This window comes from Ruminobacter sp. RM87, assembly GCF_000701925.1.
Classification (GTDB): domain Bacteria; phylum Pseudomonadota; class Gammaproteobacteria; order Enterobacterales; family Succinivibrionaceae; genus Ruminobacter; species Ruminobacter amylophilus.
The window spans coordinates 1-19,988 of sequence record NZ_JNKD01000018.1 but is presented as its reverse complement, the minus strand read 5'-3'; the positions used below and the strand labels follow the sequence as shown (position 1 = coordinate 19,988).

At 40.8% G+C, this 19,988-nt stretch carries 12 protein-coding genes; 5 read left to right on the top strand and 7 right to left on the bottom strand.

Going from position 1 to position 19,988, the window contains the following annotated elements:
* Window positions 1-155: 155 nt before the first annotated feature.
* From T489_RS0105570 to T489_RS0105560, 3 genes are all read right to left on the bottom strand, one after another.
* Complete coding sequence (locus T489_RS0105570; protein WP_031579066.1) at window positions 156-4,172, bottom strand: glycosyltransferase; 4,017 nt, start codon at window positions 4,170-4,172, stop codon at window positions 156-158.
* Window positions 4,173-4,283: 111 nt separating this feature from the next.
* Complete coding sequence (locus T489_RS14160; RefSeq protein WP_051621818.1) at window positions 4,284-7,043, bottom strand: glycosyltransferase; 2,760 nt, start codon at window positions 7,041-7,043, stop codon at window positions 4,284-4,286.
* A 132-nt stretch (window positions 7,044-7,175) separates the two neighbouring features.
* Entirely contained in the window at window positions 7,176-8,207 is a 1,032-nt protein-coding gene (locus T489_RS0105560; RefSeq protein WP_031579063.1) for a hypothetical protein, read from the bottom strand.
* Window positions 8,208-8,497: 290 nt separating this feature from the next.
* Here T489_RS0105560 and galU point away from each other — a divergent pair, with 290 nt between their 5' ends.
* Complete coding sequence (galU, locus tag T489_RS0105555; protein WP_031579062.1) at window positions 8,498-9,412, top strand: UTP--glucose-1-phosphate uridylyltransferase GalU; 915 nt, start codon at window positions 8,498-8,500, stop codon at window positions 9,410-9,412.
* Between the two features lie 106 nt (window positions 9,413-9,518).
* Here galU and T489_RS0105550 read toward each other — a convergent pair whose 3' ends face one another.
* A complete protein-coding gene (locus T489_RS0105550; protein ID WP_157608073.1) occupies window positions 9,519-10,199 on the bottom strand; it encodes an outer membrane protein in 681 nt (226 codons plus the stop codon).
* Window positions 10,200-10,549: 350 nt separating this feature from the next.
* On the opposite strand from T489_RS0105550, the gene minC reads away from it, so the two are divergent.
* The 4 genes from minC (at window position 10,550) to T489_RS0105530 (ending at window position 14,659) form a co-directional block, all read left to right on the top strand.
* The gene (gene minC, locus T489_RS14155) at window positions 10,550-11,701 is read left to right on the top strand and encodes a septum site-determining protein MinC (protein WP_051621817.1); all 1,152 of its coding nucleotides are present in this window, start codon (window positions 10,550-10,552) and stop codon (window positions 11,699-11,701) included.
* A gap of 359 nt (window positions 11,702-12,060) precedes the next feature.
* Window positions 12,061-13,026, top strand: a complete 966-nt coding sequence (minD, locus tag T489_RS0105540) for a septum site-determining protein MinD (protein WP_084155418.1) — start codon at window positions 12,061-12,063, stop codon at window positions 13,024-13,026.
* A 2-nt stretch (window positions 13,027-13,028) separates the two neighbouring features.
* Window positions 13,029-13,364, top strand: a complete 336-nt coding sequence (gene minE, locus T489_RS0105535; protein ID WP_031579057.1) for a cell division topological specificity factor MinE — start codon at window positions 13,029-13,031, stop codon at window positions 13,362-13,364.
* A gap of 551 nt (window positions 13,365-13,915) precedes the next feature.
* Window positions 13,916-14,659 (top strand): outer membrane protein, encoded by a 744-nt coding sequence (locus T489_RS0105530; protein WP_157608071.1) that lies wholly within the window; start codon window positions 13,916-13,918, stop codon window positions 14,657-14,659.
* A 113-nt stretch (window positions 14,660-14,772) separates the two neighbouring features.
* Here the strand turns inward: T489_RS0105530 and T489_RS0105525 are convergent, their stop codons facing one another.
* The 3 genes from T489_RS0105525 to T489_RS0105515 all read right to left on the bottom strand — a co-directional run.
* Window positions 14,773-17,094: a class I SAM-dependent methyltransferase gene (locus T489_RS0105525; RefSeq protein WP_031579055.1), complete on the bottom strand. Its 2,322-nt coding sequence runs from the start codon at window positions 17,092-17,094 to the stop codon at window positions 14,773-14,775.
* A 254-nt stretch (window positions 17,095-17,348) separates the two neighbouring features.
* Window positions 17,349-19,508: a glycosyltransferase family 8 protein gene (locus tag T489_RS14150; protein ID WP_051621816.1), complete on the bottom strand. Its 2,160-nt coding sequence runs from the start codon at window positions 19,506-19,508 to the stop codon at window positions 17,349-17,351.
* A gap of 53 nt (window positions 19,509-19,561) precedes the next feature.
* The coding region (locus T489_RS0105515; RefSeq protein WP_031579053.1) for an SIS domain-containing protein at window positions 19,562-19,988 on the bottom strand (427 nt) is incomplete at its 5' end.

Sequence of the window (19,988 nt, the reverse complement as noted above, 5' to 3'; positions counted from 1 at the left end):
TTCATGTTTTTTACTGTTTTTATTTTACTGAAAATTCAAACATTACCCGTAAAACCGGCGGTCTTCAGGTTTACCTTAAATATTGTACAAAAACGGCCATGATGCAGAATCACACCATGACCGCAGAAGACAAAAGCTTTCAGATTAACAACGGATTATCTGTTTTTGCCGAAGAAGCCGGCAAGTGTTTTTCCCTTACTCAGAACCTTATCGGAAAGACGCTTATGCAGACTTACATGCTCTTTTTCCGTTTTGTCCGTATCATCCGTCCTTCCGGTATTACTACCGTCTTCCAACGGAGAAGATGACTCAAGGTGAGACGTTTCAGAACGAAGTTCCTTCAGAACCCTGCTCATTAAAGCCTCATAAATCCCATTGTTTCTGGTCTTAAGCACTGAATTGGACTGTGACAGCTTATCAACAGCTCTCTTATAATAATCTTCCGTCATTGAGTATCTTTCTTCAGCATAATCATTGAGATAATCCAGCATGAATCTGTATTCATTCTGCTGCTGATTAAGCCCTCCTTCCCGCTCTGAAACAATGTTATGCAGAAAATCCTCCCACATTGATTCTACTGAAGCAGAGGCCATGGAAACGACATTTGCACGAGCCTCACTGCCAAGTTTCTTCATGTATTTTCTGTCTGACAGAATTTTAACCAGCCGGTTACCCAGCTCTATGTAATCATTCTGATTAACCGTGACAATTCCCCTGCCGTCCTCAATGAATGTAAGCCACGGCATATCGTAGGTTACGACAGGAAGTCCGTGACTCATGGCTTCGGCAAAAGTCATGGAGAAACCTTCATATTTTGATGTATTGACGAACACTGAAGCCTGAGAATAATACTTTTCCACTTTTTCAGTAAAACCGGCAAACTCAACACATTCAGAGATTTCAAGCTCATCAGCTGTCTGAACCATTTTTTTCATTATTGACTCATCACCGTCCCCGACAATCAGAAGCCTTGCCTCCGGCAGAGACTGATGAACAAAAGCCATGGCCTTAATAAGATCGACAGGATTTTTTTCGTGCGATATTCTTCCTACCCAGCAGATAGTACTGTTATCCAGAAAATTCATAGGAACATTATCAGGATTAAAGGTAAGCGGGTTCGGTATTACCGCTGTATTTCTGCAGTACAGCGAGGTATACCTTCTGTCACACTCGGAAAGATTTACCACACCATCGCAGTTCACATATGTCGCGAGAACAGAGCCTGAAGTTTTATAGGCAAGTTTATGAACAAACGGAACGGCAAAGAAGTTATGAGAGTGGGAAATATAATAGGTTTCGCCCGTTGCTTTCACCGCAAGCATATCCCAGAATGAACATTCGTCCATCCAGTGACCTGAAACAACGGCATCGATACCGTTACTCTCTATAATCTGACGCCAGCGACCGTATCTTTCGGAAAAAGCACCTTCATGAGACAGATCCTTGTTAGGCAGAAATTCACGCCTTACCATATCCGACAGCGGGTACTCATCCCCGTCCCTGACGTCATCAGTAATAAGCACGACTCTGTATTTATATGAACCATCGGCATTTTTTACTGCCGCAAATCTGTTGCAGAGGAGCTGTGTAACCCTCTGAGCTCCGCCGTTGCTTATGCTTCTGTAGTAAAAAGCTATGGTTCTGATATCCTTATGCGGACGCTTGGATTTAAAATATCCGCAGATTCTGCCGGAAACCTTTTTCGGTTCGTTCCAGAATTTTTCAGCGAGACATTTTACAACATCATCATATCCCCAAAGATTTACCAGGGAGGCCATATTAACATCGTTATTTATGTTCTGGGTACAGTTCACGAATTTCACCACGCTTTCAGACATCAGACGCTTTCTGATATTTTCAGATACCTCGCTGTAATCACCGTTTAATGTATGCAGGTATTCATCTATCGCCATGAACACGTCATGTTCCGTAAGCATTGTCTCAAACATTTCCTGAGTCATCAGATCCGTTCCGGTTACCCCTGATCCCAGTTTATAGCGATAGAGTTTATCGGTAATTCCGCAGTAGCTTTTAAAACTGCCCAGTATATATGCCATGGCATATATGTCATTCGCCTTGTAGAATCTGTGTTCAGGCATTTGAGCAAAAACCTGACGGCACAAATCCCCGGAATAAATCTTATTCCACAGATTAAACGAAAAAAGCTGTTCCACAAAGGCTGCAGACAGAAGATTGTCTGATGCGATTTTCTGCGTATACGGCTCAACAAAGCTCTCGAAACGGCGAATACGTCTGTATGCGCACTGATTCCGGTAATTGACCACGTCAGTGCCGAACATCAGCAGATCGGTTTTTGCTTTACTGATTGCCTCAAATGCCGTTTCACATGCATTTGAGGAAAGCTCATCATCGCCGTCCAGGAACATGACATACTGACCTGAAGAAGATGCAACTCCATTCTGACGGCAAATCTGAGCCGATGAATTCTTTTCCATACTAATCAGCCTGATTCTGGAATCTATTTTCCGGTAAAGCTTTATTATGCCTTCAGAACCGTCTGTTGAGCAGTCATCCACGCAGATTATTTCAATATTCTTCAAAGTCTGGTTACAGACACTCTTTAAAGTATCACCGATAAATTTTCTGACGTTGTATACGGGAATAATGACTGAAACCTGAGGCTGTCCCACAACTTCTATTCTGCGGAAGAAGGTTTCAGTAACAAGAGCTTCCAATATTTCACTGAAGGTCTCAATACATCTGCAGTAGGCTGACAGAAATCTTGATTCAGATTCGTAAACAAGTTTATTTTTTCTGATGATTTCAGTTCTGTACATCTTGTTGGATGCTTTGGAAAAAAGCTTCTGAAGATTTACCCTGCCACTTACATACCTGCTGTTCTCAGCAAGTTTCTGCTGATTTCCCTGATAATCAGCATAATCTCCGGCAAGCAGAGAAAAATCACTGTAGCAGATATCCTTTTCAGATTTTACAAGAGCATAGAAATACTTACTGCAGGCTTCTTTATCCAGTATTTCCCCGGATCTGCAGAACATGACAAACGGAGATTCAATCTGTCTGATTATTCTGTCAACACTGCGGTTAAGATCCATACCGACGGAATTAACAATGGAAATTCGGGAATCCTGCTGTCCGTATCCGTCAAGATCTCCAGTACAGGAAGACTGACTGTTTACGACTATAATTCTGATTTTTTCAAAACTCTGAGTAATGAGAGAATCCAGCGTTTCATGCAGAAAATCAGCTCCAGTTGAAACCGTCAGTACCACGGTTATCAGAGGCTGACCTTCCACATAGGCAGAAACAAGATCACCTACCATACCGGAATTTTTTCTGAACTCGAGGAATTCTTCATTTGCAGACATATTAGGCTGATAACTTACCTTATAATTTGACATGAGCTTCAGTCTGTAGTTAAGAGACCTGTTCAGTGCCGTATTGAAGGTTGCAAAATAATCACGTCTGTTCGGAAGTCTCATGATATTGGATAAAAGAATATCATAAGCCTTCAGAACATTATCCACATGACAGTCCTTAAGGGACATGGTGGTTGACTTCCTGTCCCCCTTTGTATACTGAATATAACTGCCTTCAAGATATGCTATTTTTTCAGCCAGTGAAAAGGCCAGAAGAGTAAATGACAGATCATTTGAGGAAGACAGTTCGGCATACATGAGGTGATGCTGCCTTATAAAATCCGTCCTGAATATTTTGTTCCACGGTACCGCATGAGAAAGCTGATACAGTCTGTCGTAATTCTCACCGGGAACAAAAGGATTCTCAGCTCCGTCTCCGAAAGAGGTGGTACTTATGAGTGTTCCGTCCGAAGTAACGAAAGAATAATTACAGAAACAGATATCAGCTCCTGTTTCAGTTATTTTTCTGTACATGTCACCAAGAAAATCAGGCATAAAGAAGTCATCACAATCCAGGAAGAAACAGTATTCCCCCTTTGCATGAGAAAACCCCAGATTGCGACAATATCCTGCACCTCTGTTAATGGTGTTATGAATTACTCTGATTCGACTGTCTCTTTCGCTGAGTTCCTTCAGAATTTTGAGAGAACCGTCTGGTGAACAGTCATCTACGCAAATGATTTCAAAATCCTGACAGCTCTGATTCAGCAGTGACTCAATCGTTCTTGTTATCCCCTGCTGAGCTTTGTATACAGGCATTATTACAGAAATCATTCTAAACTCCTTCCCTTCCTCTATCCAATCTTATCCAGAATCTTAAACCGATCTGATAAATAAACTTACATTTCTAACAGTTCTGAATTTTCCGGTTTACCAAAAACAAAATCAAGGCTGCTCACTCATGACAAAATCCGGGAAAAACTCTCTGGCTTTTGCAAGAAAATATTCCCTGTCATCATCGGTCATTCCACGAAGATAAAAACCCAGATCCCTTTCCAGCCGTTTCATTACGGTATCCTTCCATGACTGTTTTTCCACGTCTGACAGAGATGAATTTTCAATATCTGTATATATTTCCCTGTACAGGCTGAAAATTCTGACATCATCCTTCGATTTTACCTTGTTGGTTATGGATTTATCGTTTTTATAATACAGATATTCCGGCTTACAGTTAATCTCTATTCTGTTGCAGTACATCATGGCACCGAAGGTGAATTTATTATCACCTCCTATCACCTTTGGAATTTCACAGAATCTGATACCGTTTCTTGTTATAAGATCCCTGCTGTATATCTTGTTCCATACCGTACCGCTTCTTACGGCAATTATCTTTCTGTCCTTAAAGGTACCGTCTGTGAACGGTATACCGAAATTCTTCAGAGTAGAACCGTTCTCGCTGAACCAGCGGGCATTAGGAGTAGCGGCAATATCAGCCTCACCGGCAACAGCGGTTTTATACAGTTCTTCAAAATAATCAGCTGAGACGGTATCATCAGAATCGACAAAGCCGACGTAATTACCCTTTGACATTCCGATGCCTCTGTTTCTTGCGACATTACATCCCTGATTCTGCTGTTCAACTATCACGATTCTGGAATCAGCCTTTTCATAATCCTTTAACACAGCGCCGGTACCATCGGTAGAACCGTCATTGATGACGATTATCTCTATATTGCGCAGAGTCTGAGCCATCAGACTGTCCAGACAGTGTCGCACCATGTTCTCCGCATTATATACCGGCACGATAACGGAAACATACGGCACATCCTTCTCACCATTCTCCATGATGTTCCAGAGTTCAGGGTAATGAGCAAAAATGCCGCTGAGCTGAGCATTATTGTTATCACCTTCCACATAGTTTATCTTCATCAGCGTAGGTTTATCATTGGCTCCGATTTCCGTTGCCAGGTCTACGTGAACCAGATCAATACGCCTGCGGAGAACCTTCTTCTTAACCCCCTTCATGGTACTCATGGCCCAGAACCACAGATCATCAGTGGTTGGAGCCAGTCTGGTAAAAAGAGAAACGTCGGATACATCTTCACTGAAACAATTCGGAGGATACAGAACTCCACCGCATCCGGTAGGCAGAACTCTGAAAGACGGGAATGACAGTCTGGTATCCCGTTTCCATTCCCGGTAAGGTTTAAGACAATGTTCCTCTGAATCAATCAGGTGTGCTCTGGCCGCAATCACGACATCCGGGTACATCAGATGTTCTTCGTAGAGATCTCCTATAAGTCCTGCAGGATAAAAAATATCATCATCGACGGTTATTATCGTATAACCAGGATACTTCTGCAGAACAGGAACAAGTTTCTTGTACGATCTGGTATTCGCAGTCCAGATAATTTCCACCAATCCTGAAAGTCTTATAATCTCGTTAAGGAGGTCAGGAAAATCTTTTTCCCTACCGGGAAAATCCTCTTCTGATACGGAAATAACAATTTTTTCAGGCAGAACAGAATTCAGCAGAAGAGAAAAAACTACGTAGACAAGATCGCCGATTCTCGGTCCGAACGTGGTCAGAGATACAATAAGTTTCGGAACAGTCTTTTCAGAAAGATTCAGATTGTTTTTATTGAGTCGCCCCCTAATAACCTTTTCGGCAAACACTCGATCCAGGAAAAAATGACGATCAAGTCTCTGAACCATAGGTCTTTTTTCTTCATCCACCTCAAGTCTGCGACATACTCTGTCCATCAGCACTGCGGATCTCAGATATTTAACTTCCGGTGCGTATTTCTGAGCAAAAAGATGAAAAGCCACCTGTTCAGGAATTTCCTCAAGACAGGACTTGCGGCTGAAATCCATGAATTTTCTGGTTTTGGAATGAGTAAGGTCAAAGAACATCACGTCAAACCGAACTTCTTTCAGATTTTCGGTTACCGAAGGTTTATCTTTCAGTCCTGACAGATCATATTTATCCTGCAGACTGATTCTTTCATCTTCATGCATTACCCAGAAATCACTACCCCGGTACAGCGGATTAAACACCATTTTATGAAATGAAAAATTGGTCACCTCGACATAAGGAGACAGCCAGCAGGCATACCTGTAACCTGACAGGTATGAGACGTCATATCTGACCATTCTGATTTTCATTTCATAAGAAAGTTTTCCACCGGCATACCTTACAAAACGCCATCCGTTGTATCTGCCGATAGACAGCAGTTCCTCATTATCGGTTATGCAGATGTAGTCCCATTTAGGAGCTTTATCCTTAATCAGAGGAATCTGAACAGTATAGACGCCCCTGTCATTTCTCAAAAAACAGGTATATATACATCTCTGGTTTTTTACGGAATAATCAAAAGAGACCTGCTGTCTTTCAGGAAGAAAAAAATTCCTTATTTCCTTGTTCGAACAGAGATAATCTATAAGAGAATTTCGATCATAAGTCTTTAAATACTCATGCTCTTCAAGATATGCCGAACCGTCAAACAGCCATCCTGATGAAAAACCTTTTTTCCAGCCGCTTCTGTAGAAATGCTCTAACAGTTTTTCTTCTGAAAGACTGTTCAGGCCATACTCCCTGCGGTACCAGTCAGCATCAAAATAGCCTGATTCTGAAATCATCCGAAGTTCATCGCATACCTTATAATGTTCATTAAGTTTATTAACGATTTTTTTTATAAAACTCATAAATCTCAACTCAAATACAACTCAGACTCCATTCAGAAAAAATTTTCAAATTTCTGAGCTGAAAATAATGTTTATCTCCCCGATGCGGAAATGCAGTTCATGTGAACACATCTGTTGTGTCGGAAGTAACTGTTACTTGGTATCAATTACATTCTTATACCAGTCTCTCATTCTCCAAACACATGAAAAATTCTGGAAAAGGAAATTATCCTGGGCTTCCATCCTGAAATCAGGTGAACTTAAACGCATTGCCATATAGACGGCCTGAGAAAAAATCAGACGATCTCCCTGGGCCACATGACCGCCTATGACATCATAAATCCAGACAAGCATATTGTCATGAACCTGATTAAGACCGTAATTCAGCTCACTGACGTTTAAATTCTTCAGCATAGGAAAAAGATGCTTGCTGCAGTGATTTTCGTCAGTAAGATTCTGAATGATGAGATATCTGTTTGTCGAGATGTTTTCTTTGATTATGTCTGAGGTTTCATTCCTTCTGAAAGGATCCTTTTCATCCACTGTCGTACCTAAAAGCTTGCTTAGCATCGAATTTGCGGAAGTCTGCTTCAGGTCAATCTGCGGATTTACCGCTATATGGTTGGTTCCGTCAAGATAATTGGATATCTGCAGTGAAGCATATCCGCCGGCAGAGGAGCCGAAAAAGTACACATTGCGGTTTTCAATGCCGAGAAGTTCTCTTATTCTGTTTACAATAACGGCAAGATATTCAATATAAGCTTCCTTCCGAGTACCGTAAAACCATCCCCTTCGCAACTGTTTATACATTGACAGCATCGGATCCGACACATTGAGAACATATCCCGGACAGAAAGGCATGTATGAATTTCTTTTGAAAACGGGGATAGCTTCAGATGGTTCTCTTGACGCAGTAAAAATAACAAAAAGATTCTTCTTGTCTTCACTCTGTTCAGGTTCCTTCAAAAGAAGATCAAAAAGCACATTCCCCAGATACACCGAAAATCTGTTTTTCAGATTTTCACGAACCAGATCCTTACAGTCATAAAACTGACAGCTTTTTTCCATATCGTAGTGCTGATTCTTCAGTCTGTTCCACTGAAGCTTCATCTCCTTGCTGAAATCAGCATAGCTGTCTATCGAAACCTTTTTAAAAACTTCCTCAAACTTGCTGTTGTAACTCATGTGTTTTTCCAAATAACCCTATCTTATTCAAACTACAGATTAATCCCCATGCCTATAATACTAAATCATCATAAAAGATGAGACTGTAAAGGACAAATAATTATTTTTTTTGTGATAACGTGACAAGTATTAAAAAAATGTTAAAAACGGGTTATCATTTAATGGCATTTACAGAACATTTCATCAATAATGTACGCCTACAGAAAATTCAGGAAATCAATCTAACATTATTCAACATTAAGGATTAAATTATAATCATATAATAGCAAGTTGCGGAGACAACACAAAAAATGAAGATCACTAAAGCCGTTATACCGGTGGCAGGTTTAGGCACCAGAATGCTTCCTGCCACCAAAGCAATACCGAAGGAAATGCTGCCTATAGTCGACAAACCTCTTATTCAGTACGTGGTTAACGAAGCCGTGGCTGCAGGTATCAAGGATATAATTCTGGTTACCCACTCATCCAAAAATGCCATAGAAAATCATTTTGACAGAAGCTTCGAGCTTGAAGCAACCCTTGAAAAGCGTGTTAAACGCCAGCTTCTTGACGAAATACAGTCAATCTGTCCTCACGACGTAACCATTATGCACGTAAGACAGGGTATAGCCAAAGGGCTCGGACATGCTATTTCCTGCGCAAAATCACTGGTTAACGGTGAACCTTTTGCGGTAATTCTTCCGGACGATCTGATTGATGAGTACAGTTCAGACTACTCAAAGGACAATCTCAAAAAAATGATCTCCCGCTATGAAGAAACCGGGAAAAGCCAGATCATGGTTGAACAGGTTCCTGTGGAAGATACATCATCCTATGGTGTTATCGACGTTCCTGAAGAATTCAAGAACAGAGTCATTGAACCGGAAACAGACATCACCATCAAAGGATTCAGCGAAAAGCCTAAGGTTGAGGAAGCTCCTTCAAATCTTGCCATTGTGGGCAGATATGTTCTTTCTCCTGCAATCTGGAATCTGCTTGACGAAACACCTATCGGTGCCGGCGATGAAATTCAGCTGACTGACGCCTTAAAACTCCTGCTCAGACAGGAAGAGATTGAAGCTTTTGTGCTTAAGGGAAGAAGACTGGACTGCGGTTCAAAATTCGGATATGTGAAAGCATTCATTGAATACGCCCTGCGCCATCCAAAGCTTCAGGAAGAAGTCAGACACTACCTTCTTGATGAAGTTTTTCCGAAATTAAACTAATCATCACGAAGAAATAATCTCTGATTATTTTTTATTAACCTCGTTAAAACCCATTGGCAGCAATGGGTTTTTATTTCATTCACATGCTGTAAACCGATGAATTCTCCTAGAACTTCAGATTGAACCCGGCATACAGATCAAAGGAATCAAGCTGCAGTTTTTCATAGAAATAGTCTTTGGAAACTTCACCGTAATCAGCATATCTCAAGCCCACATCAAAGCCGAAGTGATCATTAAGCATCAGTTCGGTACCTGCCTTGACGTTTATGGCCAGTTCGGTGTTGTGTTCGGTGAAACCACTGATTGAAGATCTGTTTCTGGCAAAACCCAGACCTGTTCCCACATATGGTACTACAACACTGTTGATGTGATAGTTACCTATTACGTTGACAAACATGCCTGAAGACTTCACCGTCATTGTATCCCTGTAGACAGTATGGTCATCACCCCATACATCCATGGAATAGTCATCATTATTAAGGAAGAATCCTTCAGCCTCGACCTTGAATCCCATACCGGATGAATGTTCAAAATCAAGACCGACATGAGGATTGACAATAAAAGAAGCACCGTCATCAACATTATGCTCATGATTATCATGATGATGGTGATCATCATGAGTATAATCCAGATTTGTAAAGGCAACTCCTGCGGTACCGCCGATATAAGGTCTTATTCTGAATCCCCTCGCGGAAGTGTCATCCTGATAACCATCGGCAGCATAAGCAGAAGCACCAGCAGCAAGAAGAACCGCACAGGGAACGACCTTAAGTAACATATTTTTCATATCAAACCTCGTCTGCAGACAGACAATGAATTTAAAACATACCTGTTTCTGACGGACTGCCGTGTCAGCCGCAGTCCACCGGAAAACCAAAACGGTCACGATGAGATTATCATCACGTGGCCTCCTATATATACCACAAATGCGGAAAAAACGTACAATGATTATTCATATTTTTAACCTGCACAAAGCTTATCTCTGTTTGCAATGCTCAGGACATCCCCGGAACTCCTTATGTTTTTGGTTATTGTGTGAACTGTGCAGGCAAAAAAAATCCTAATAATTACAAAATGTGCTAAAATTTTTTAACATGTTTGTGTAGACAATAAGTTATAACAATAATCGGTAAGACAATGACCAGCCCTGCATTAAAAACAGAAGGATATCTGATAAACACCCTGCATCTCGACAGATGTGACACGGCATTCGTATGCGAATATTTCAATCAGTGTCAGGATAATGAATCTCTCAAATCAACTCCCATCGTTCTGGCTCTGGAAAACGCCGGAGATCTTCACGGCTTTGACTTCCATAAAATCAAGGCATACGCCGCTGAACTCGGATTCAACATTATCGGCCTCTGTGCTACCCTTAATCCTAAAATCGCCCTTTTCATAAAGACATGGAAGCTCCCTGTTTTCGTACCGGGCGGAATTTCAGGAAACAGTCAGGCGGCATCATCAGGTTCTACCTCTGCAGCACCTGTTCACGCGGCTCCGGCAGCTCATACCGTTAACAATATTACGAACAGCAACGGCATCATAGTCGGTTCAGCCAGAACCGCAGCTCCTGCCGAACAGGGCATAAAGATTAATACGGCCGTGGTTTCAGATGACGAACCGAATCTCCACAGACCTAACGACATCATAATCGAGAATCCTTTCGGAACCGACGAGGAAGCACCTTCCGGATCCGTATTCTCCGCCGGTATTAAAGGCAGCTTAACCGACAGAATTTCCACCGCTTCCGCACCTGACATCAAAACAGTGGAACACAAAATGTCCATGGGACCTGCTCCTTCCACAGTTGTGGTAACTCCGGTAAAGCATGCCCAGCAGCCTCAGGAAATCAGACAGACCGCTGAAACAACTCCTGTAAAGGAACCTGTACAGGAAAAAGCTCAGAACACTCAGGCTGAACACCAGCCTCAATCTGTTCCTCAGATTGCGGCCAATCCGGAAACCACCATGATTCATGTGGGTAACGTACGCAGCGGCAACAGTCTGTACGCAAAGAACAAATCCCTGGTGATTATCGGAAACGTGGGTGACGGAGCCGAGATAGCGGCCGATGACTGCATTTACGTATTCGGCAGCGTCAGAGGCAGAATTCAGGCTGGCGGACGCAGGAACACCACAAGCATTATCTACTGCAATGATTTCAAACCTCAGCTGGTTTCCGTTGCAGGCATCTACTCCACCATTGAAAACATGCCGCCGGAAGTGATTGGCAAAGGAGTACTTGTTTCACTGAAAAACGGGGTTCTTGAATATAAAATTCAGTGATAATCCGCAAAGATGGATAAAGTAGTTTCTAATCATCGTTAAAATGATGTAACATACCTGTTGTTCGTCATAATATGAATGGAAACTGCTTACTATATACCTGATAAACAGGTTATATTTACGGTGACTGTACAGACGCCTGATAACAGGCGGGCATTACCGTACAGTCATATGCTATTGAGGTGAAACCTTAACGGGCTTTTGAACTTGACTTTTGAGAAGATGTCTGTATGTTCAGACTGCTTTACAAAAGATTCGGAAAGAGTCCGATAAGGTTTTACGTTTGTAACATAACACAAATTCATAAAAGGATTCAGGAAACCGAATCCGCAAGTTAATTAACAAGGATACTGCACTAAATGGCAAGTGATTTAAATAAAGACGTAGAGTTGGAAAACTCAACAGTGGCTGAAACAGAAGCTGAAGCAGAAGAAATCAGTCAGGAAGTTGAAAATGAAGCCGGCGAAGCAACTGAAGCAGCCGAAGTGGAAGAAATTGATTACAAGGCTGATTTCAAGGCAAAGATCATCGTTGTTACCTCCGGTAAAGGCGGTGTAGGTAAAACCACTTCCAGCGCATCAATCAGTTCAGGTCTCGCTCTCCTAGGAAAGAAGACCGCTGTTATCGACTTCGACGTAGGTTTAAGAAATCTTGACCTCGTAATGGGTTGTGAACGTCGTGTAGTTTACGATCTGGTAAACGTAATCAAGAAGGAAGCCACCTTAAGACAGGCTTTAATCAAGGACAAGAACTGCCCTAACCTGTATATTCTTCCAGCTTCCCAGACCAGAGACAAGGATGCACTTTCAAAGGAAGGCGTTCACCGTATTCTGCGCGAACTTGACGACATGGGTTTTGAATACATTATCTGTGACTCTCCTGCAGGTATCGAAACCGGTGCTCTCATGGCTCTCTACTTTGCAGACATCGCCATTGTGACCACCAATCCGGAAGTTTCATCAGTAAGAGACTCTGACAGAATCATCGGTATTCTTGACTCAAAGAGCCGCAGAGCCGAATATGGTCTTGAACCAATCAAGCCTTACCTGCTGCTCACCCGTTACGACCCTAACAGAGTTGACGGCGGACACATGCTCAGCATGGACGAAGTAATTGAATTGCTAAGCATCGAACTTATCGGTGTAATTCCTGAATCCAAGTCCGTACTCGAAGCATCCAACCTCGGTAAGCCTACCGTTTACATCAAGGGTTCTGACGCAGGCATGGCCTACATGGATACCGTTAAGCGTATTCTCGGTCAGCACGTTGACTTCAGATTCACCCAGAAGGTTGGCATTTTCAAACGTTTATTAGGGAAGAAATAACTATGTCATGGTTAACTGATCTTATTTACAGAAAAAAAGAAACCGCCAGCAGCAGTGCCAAAAGCAGATTACAGCTGGTACTCATTCACGATCGTGAAAACCGTGACGGTCCTGATTTTCTGCCTCAGCTGAAGCTTGATATCATCAATGCTATAAAGAAGTACGTACAAATCAATGATGAACAGGTTCACGTAAACGTATCTCAGAAGAATGATACCTCAATGATGGAGGTTTCCGTATCTCTGGATCCTAAGTACGATGATAAGATTCCTGAATATCATGAACGTTATTCAGACGAAAATGATATCAACGATATCAAGAGCGTTGATGACAGGTAAAAAAAATCCAGACTGATTACCTCTTCCCTTGAATAAAGGAAGTTATGTCATGACGGATTAAATCCGCGTATAAACATATAAACAAAATCAGAAGGCAGAATCAGTTGATTCAGCCTTCTGTTATTCTGTCCCTGCAGCCAAAACAGGTACTTATTGAAGAATATACGAAGCCGAACTTTTACGCCCCCAAATATGGTTCACCTGATGTGACAGAAATTTCATCAGATTTAAATACATTAAACACACTAGGTTTGACTTAATTTTCATCTCTTTTCCTCCATAATTTCATCAGCATTCATTCAATACGTCAATACAACAAAATTGCTATTTTTATAACTTTTTTATAACATAATGCTTAATATTTCTTGACATTCAATCGCACTTATTATAACTTACTATTACTTTTAAAGTTCTGTATGTTGGCAATAACTTTTCGCTCAGAGACCAAAATAAAACGCTGAGCATTTTTGTTACGCAGAATCAAATTGCTTTTCATAAATAAAAACAATTCTTATTCAGAAATAAGAATACTGATTTTGAGAGAAAATATAATGATTAAAAAAAGTCTTATCGGTTTAGCCGTTTTAACTGCAACTGTCTTATCATCAACCGCATCTGCAGCAGATTCAAAGGTTGTTGGCGTTAGACCATATATAAGCTTTAAGGCAGGTGCCGGTTTCCAGGATCTTGATGCCAGATGCCATGATGAAATTTCCGGAACAACCAAAACCGTATACGATTGCGGCCTTGATCATGAAACCGTCTTTAACATGAGACCAGCCATTGGTTTACAGTTTGCCGGTGAAAGTTATGTCGGAGGCAGAGTTGAAGTTGAATGGTACAATACTAATCGTGCAAAATTTGTTAACGATGTTTTGATTCCTGCCGGAACTGATGAAGAAACAGGAGAACAGTTATACGCTCCAGGTTATGAAAGAAACAAGATTCAGTCTCAGGCTGTAATGTTTAACACCTATGCGGATTTCTACACCAGCGAACTGTTTACTCCATATGTTGGTCTGGGTTTAGGCTGGGCAAAGCATTCAAATAAATACTCCCTTTATAGCTATGCAACTGAAGATGGCAGCAAGTACACCCTTAGCAGCGGCAAAACTACCACCGACAGACTGGCAGTTAGCGCATCAGCAGGTACCGCCATCAACTTCAATGAACATTTTGCTCTGGATCTGGGTGCCACCTACTACTATTTAGGAACTATCAAGAATCCAACTACCCAGTATAAGCAGGTTTTAAATTCATTTAACCTGGACGCCGGTTTAAGAGTTTCTTTCTAAAAGAAAATCACATAATACCGCCATCTTATCTTTACGGTAAGTTAGCACTTAAACCAAAATGGCAGAAGTATAAAACTTCTGCCATTTCTTTTACCGCATTCAGATGTCATCCGTTACATTGATGATAAAAATCCCCAAGCCAGTGAACAGATAACAGTTGCCTGCTTTTCACCTCTGTAGCGGCCAACCTTATATTTAATTCCTGCGGCATCGAGTTTGGCCAGAAGTTCAGCAATCATTCCTATCTCTCCGGAACGTTCAGTATCATCAATCATAATCACAAAATTCTCCGCAAGAGATTCAGGGACAATGGACAGTGTATCAATTCGTGCATACTGATGCATATCTCCGCCCAAAGGCCCGTCAATTGATATGAAGTCAAAAACCTTATCTTTAAAATTGGCGGCAAAATCCTTATAGCAGCGAACCCTTTCAGCTTCTTTATAAGGTCTGAAATCCCAAGGAAGCTGAACAATGGTTGTGGATTCAGGTACCGCAAAATTGTTGCTGAAAAACTCTATCCAGCCGGGATCATGCTCTACCACGTAATGATTTACGTCAGACGAAGCCCTGACATACTGCGCAATCATTCGGGTAGACTGTCCCAGCCCCATTTCCAGAATACTCTTTGGTTTTACCTCATTGAGAATTCTGTACATCACATACAGGAACTGATAACCTACAGCCCATCTTCCGGGAGAAAAGCTTCTATCGTTTAACCATGAACTGTTATAAATGGTATTATTGAATATGGCAGCCCATTCATTTTCTCTGGCCACGTCAACACTGTCATTCACCCTCTTTGCAATGACATTAACAATCATATCATTGGACTTATTCAGGGATTCAACATTTATCTCGTCAATTCTGTCTGATATTTTTTTAACCTCGGCATCTGCCTCTTTATGCTGTTCAATATATTCACCGCAGGTGCTTTCCAGTGATTTTATTCTGTCAATGCAGGTGGTTGAAGCGTTATGAAGTTCTGAAGCACACCATGACTGCAGACTGCTGATTCTGTCGCTGATACCATCAAGACTTTTATGCAGTGAATCAGCAAAATCTAATCTGTGATTATTTGCTGAACAAAGTTTTTCGTCAATGGAAGACATACCTGTCTGAATCCTGTCGGAATAGATACTTTCTAGTCCCTGAATTTCTGCCTTCAATTCGTTACCCATTTTTCTGACAGAGTCTTCAAAAACGCTATTAAGCAGTTTCTTTGTCCTGACAAGTTCATCTCCGACCTTAACAAACGCTTCAGAGGAACTCTTACTGCTGTCACCTATCTGCTTTCTGGCATCATCAACCATGGTCACCAAATCTCTGACAGTCGCTGAGATATCTTCAGTATTTTTGCAATACTCTGATGTTATCTGCTGAACCTTTTCTTCAAACAAGCTGACAAGGTCTTTATATACTGACTCCCTGCCACTGTTAACGTTATCCAAAACGGACTTAACCTGAGATAACCCTGAATTCAGTTTATTTTTGAGATCTTCCATATCTGAAGAATGATTCCTGTGAAGATCATCCAGCTGAACTTTAGAATCGACAATGCTCCCCGACAATTCGTCAACACTTCTTTCCAAAACTTCCTGAAGTTCAGTTACTCCCCTTGTTATTTTCTCAAAAGACTCGGAACCTTGTTTCGAAAAATACAGACAGTTACTGTTATATTCTTCCACTTTTTTTAACAGTTTCAATTCAGTGCCAAGAACACTGTCAGACAGATAATCGAGTACTGCTTTAAACTTTATCTCAAAAGCCTTCAGTATATCGGCGTATGCCATATCACTGCTATTCTTTACGGTTTTATTTATTCCCTTTAGCTTATCATTCATCTCTGCGAAGCATGAATGTACTTTTCTGCCAAGTTCTTCAATGGTCTTCTGACCTGAAAGAACACTCTCCTTTCTTGAATCAGCAACGCTTTTTGACAGCTCACCGACACTTCTGTCAACATTATCCTTTATTTCCTTAAAATAACGGCATAGTGTATCCGAAGATTCTGAATTGAGCTTAACCAGTGACTGATACGAACTGTCACATTTCTCTATTCTGCTTAATAATGAAGACTCGATTCCGGTAACGCGATTAGAAAGATAATCAAGCTGTTCCTTCAGTTCTCTGGAAGAATTATTCAGCCCCTGTTCCTGAAGTTTTATCAGATCTGTAATTCTATCCAAAGCCAAATGCTCAGAAAAACTCAGACCTAAAATTTTTCGGGTTCTTACGTAATCCTCAATGTTTTCAGAATATACGGGAACACCTAAAACAGACTTTTTCTGATACTGTATTTTATTGATGCCGTCACCGGTTTTATATGTCGATCTGAAAATGGATCTGTATACGGGAACCCAGCAAAAATATAAAGTATATTTCCCGTCATTCTCGACAGAACCGATAAATCTGTTTTTGTTACTATCAACCATTATAATTATCCAACACGAACTTACGGAATATACTGATTGTAGCAGTATATTCGCAACATATATACAAAACTTAAACGTTCATATCACGCTGATCACATGAAAACAGTTATAAAACCGAATGACTGACAGTTTTAATCAGTAATAAAACATTTCTCGAGATGTGTCTGATAATGAATACACCTTTCTGTTTAAACAGAAAGGTGTATGAGATATAAAATTCATCACCGTCAGATTACGGGATATGATTTCCTCAACTATTTTTTGGCACGGGAAGTTTTGGCCTGCTGTTTAGCCTCCTTATTAGGATAAGGAGCATATTCAAAAATCTTAGAAATGATGGTGTCGGCATGATCGCTGTTACTGATTAAGGTATTAATCTGAACATCATTATTGCCTTCAATCACATTTGTTTTCCATAAGGCAACATCCTGAGAATTTTCTACATATCTCAGTCTCTGGCGCACATCACACAAAACAACAGATGTTCCGGATAAAACCATATTCATCTTTAACCAGACGTCATCCGCATCAAGACACTCTCTTTTGATTTTTTCAATATTAAAAGTTTCTTTTCTCAGAGAATACGGAGGAAACAATGTTCCTGCTCCACATGTCGGAAACAGCTGCATGGAAGGCTGGTTAACCCACTTATCATACTCATGCTTCCATGTTTTATACGGTCTGATCATACGTGATGAGTCTTCACCACTATTAGCCAGCATTAAATGAACTCTTGATGCAGAGACGCAATGAGGGTTGCGCTTGTAGGAATCCAGCAGTCTTTCAATCATGTAATGAGAGTAATGAAGATCGTCATCAACGGTGATAACCAGATCATGAGGGTACTTCTGCATTGTATAAAAATACTTTTTATGAGCCTTTATATCTTCTTTAGCCCAGCAGATGGTAACGCCCTTTTCCTGCAATTTCAGCAGCTCATCCGGCAAATCCTTCTCTCTGTTTGGAAACTGAGGTTCTGCAAGCCACAATAAAACCTTGTCGGGACGAACGGATTGAGACAGAATTTCCTGTAATGGAATATGTACAATTCCAATTCTTGCCGGGAAAGTCGTCATAGAAACAATAATACGAGGTCTGTCAGGCTCTATGTATACCGTATCATTTTTAGATAACAGTGAACATTCCCTCTTGATGGAATCTTTAGGAAGCCCCAACTCAAGACACATCTTTAAATAATATGAATACCATTCACCTGCCAGCGGAGTATTTGAAAACTTCCATGGTTTGTCTTTGGAGGAGTAATGTACCAGAAGGGCTTTTTCGGCAAGCTCCGGAAGCGAGCTGAACTGCTCATTATATTTTTTGTTAAGTGCCTCCATCTCGAATTTTTGACAGGCACGGATTAAATTTACAAACAGACAGTTGTATTTAATGGACAGATATTTAACTTTAGACTGCAGAACTTCATTAAACACATTCTGATCCATCAGAGTTGAATCATTGCTGTTTTTCTTGGTTTCAATTAAAACCTGCTGTTTATTTTCCTTTCTCAGCAAATCCAGATTCAACAGCATCACGCCACTGTTAAAATACCTTTCATATTTTAAAACAATCGGATTCTGGGAATAAAGAGTTCCTGAATCTTCTACAGCTGCAAGATAATAATCAGACACATCAGTACTGAATAATTCACTGAGATCAGTTCTGATTATAATATCGCCGTCAAGGTATAAAACCTTACTGAGTGTTGAGAGATAACTCGGAAGCTTGAATTTGAGCAGAGCGGATTCAGTAGCAACACAGTATGACCTGCTGCTGAAAACATGAAGATCCTTAAGCTCGTTTAATTCCGTTTGAACTATATATACATTAACTGTGCTGCTGGAAAGACTGTTCAGAAGAGATGCACAATGCTCGGAAATTTCGTTGGTAATAAAAAAGAAATTATATACGGAAGAACTGTGTTTATTCGATATGGCTGAAATTGCAGAAACGCATGTAGGAATTACGTATTTATCATCCAGGATGTACGCAATATTCACTCCGTCGGGAATATTTGTCAAATCAGTGCTGTAGGAAGTATAAGGTTTGCTGACTTCCTTTTTCTTTACACTGTTTATTACTGTTTTGACTGCTTCCAATTCCTTGTCTTTTCTGAATACCAGTGATTTAGTATCAACAACTGAACCGGTTTCCTCATCAATCAGTTCAACTACATGTTCTTTTCCGTCTTTTAACGCATCGGGAACAGCAGCTCTGAATCCGTGATATCCGTGACCGAATTTATTCTGAGTATAATTCGTAAAAATATCGTTATCACATTTACAAACAATCCTATGAGCTCCATTGTCAATTGAAAGCGTACAATTTCTACTTTCACTCTTATCCGTATCAAGCAAATATCCGTAGATATTTTTTCTTCCTGAGGAAGAATCAATCTTTCCTTTTAACATTATAATCCCTTCAAAGATAACAAATTATCGTCATTAGATGTTTATTATGTGTTTTATTCAACTGTTACGCTTTTAGCCAGATTTCTAGGCTTATCCACGTCAGTTCCCTTGAGTACCGCAACCTTATACGCTATAAGCTGCAGTGGTACCGTATAAACTATCGGCTCAATCACTTCCTCAACCTTCGGTATTACAAAATAACTGTTTTCCGGTATACCTGAAGCTGAGAATGAAACTGCGGACTTCTCATCGCTGATGAGATATACAAATCCCTTTCTGGCCTTAACAGATTCAATGTTTGAGCGAAGCTTGTCCAGCAGTCCGTTTGACGGAGCAACTATTACCGTAGGCATGTTCTCATCAATCAATGCTATAGGACCGTGTTTCAGTTCCCCTCCGGCATATGCTTCAGCATGGATGTAGCTTATTTCCTTTAACTTTAGCGCTCCTTCCATGGCAACGGGCCAGTTGATGCCTCTT

Bases quoted from the DNA above. Each gene is read 5' to 3' on its own strand.
- T489_RS0105570 (WP_031579066.1), bottom strand. From the start codon at position 4,172: ATGATTTCTGTAATAATGCCTGTATACAAAGCTCAGCAGGGGATAACA.
- T489_RS14160 (WP_051621818.1), bottom strand. From the start codon at position 7,043: ATGAGTTTTATAAAAAAAATCGTTAATAAACTTAATGAACATTATAAG.
- T489_RS0105560 (WP_031579063.1), bottom strand. From the start codon at position 8,207: ATGAGTTACAACAGCAAGTTTGAGGAAGTTTTTAAAAAGGTTTCGATA.
- galU (WP_031579062.1), top strand. From the start codon at position 8,498: ATGAAGATCACTAAAGCCGTTATACCGGTGGCAGGTTTAGGCACCAGA.
- T489_RS0105550 (WP_157608073.1), bottom strand. From the start codon at position 10,199: ATGAAAAATATGTTACTTAAGGTCGTTCCCTGTGCGGTTCTTCTTGCT.
- minC (WP_051621817.1), top strand. From the start codon at position 10,550: ATGACCAGCCCTGCATTAAAAACAGAAGGATATCTGATAAACACCCTG.
- minD (WP_084155418.1), top strand. From the start codon at position 12,061: ATGGCAAGTGATTTAAATAAAGACGTAGAGTTGGAAAACTCAACAGTG.
- minE (WP_031579057.1), top strand. From the start codon at position 13,029: ATGTCATGGTTAACTGATCTTATTTACAGAAAAAAAGAAACCGCCAGC.
- T489_RS0105530 (WP_157608071.1), top strand. From the start codon at position 13,916: ATGATTAAAAAAAGTCTTATCGGTTTAGCCGTTTTAACTGCAACTGTC.
- T489_RS0105525 (WP_031579055.1), bottom strand. From the start codon at position 17,094: ATGGTTGATAGTAACAAAAACAGATTTATCGGTTCTGTCGAGAATGAC.
- T489_RS14150 (WP_051621816.1), bottom strand. From the start codon at position 19,508: ATGTTAAAAGGAAAGATTGATTCTTCCTCAGGAAGAAAAAATATCTAC.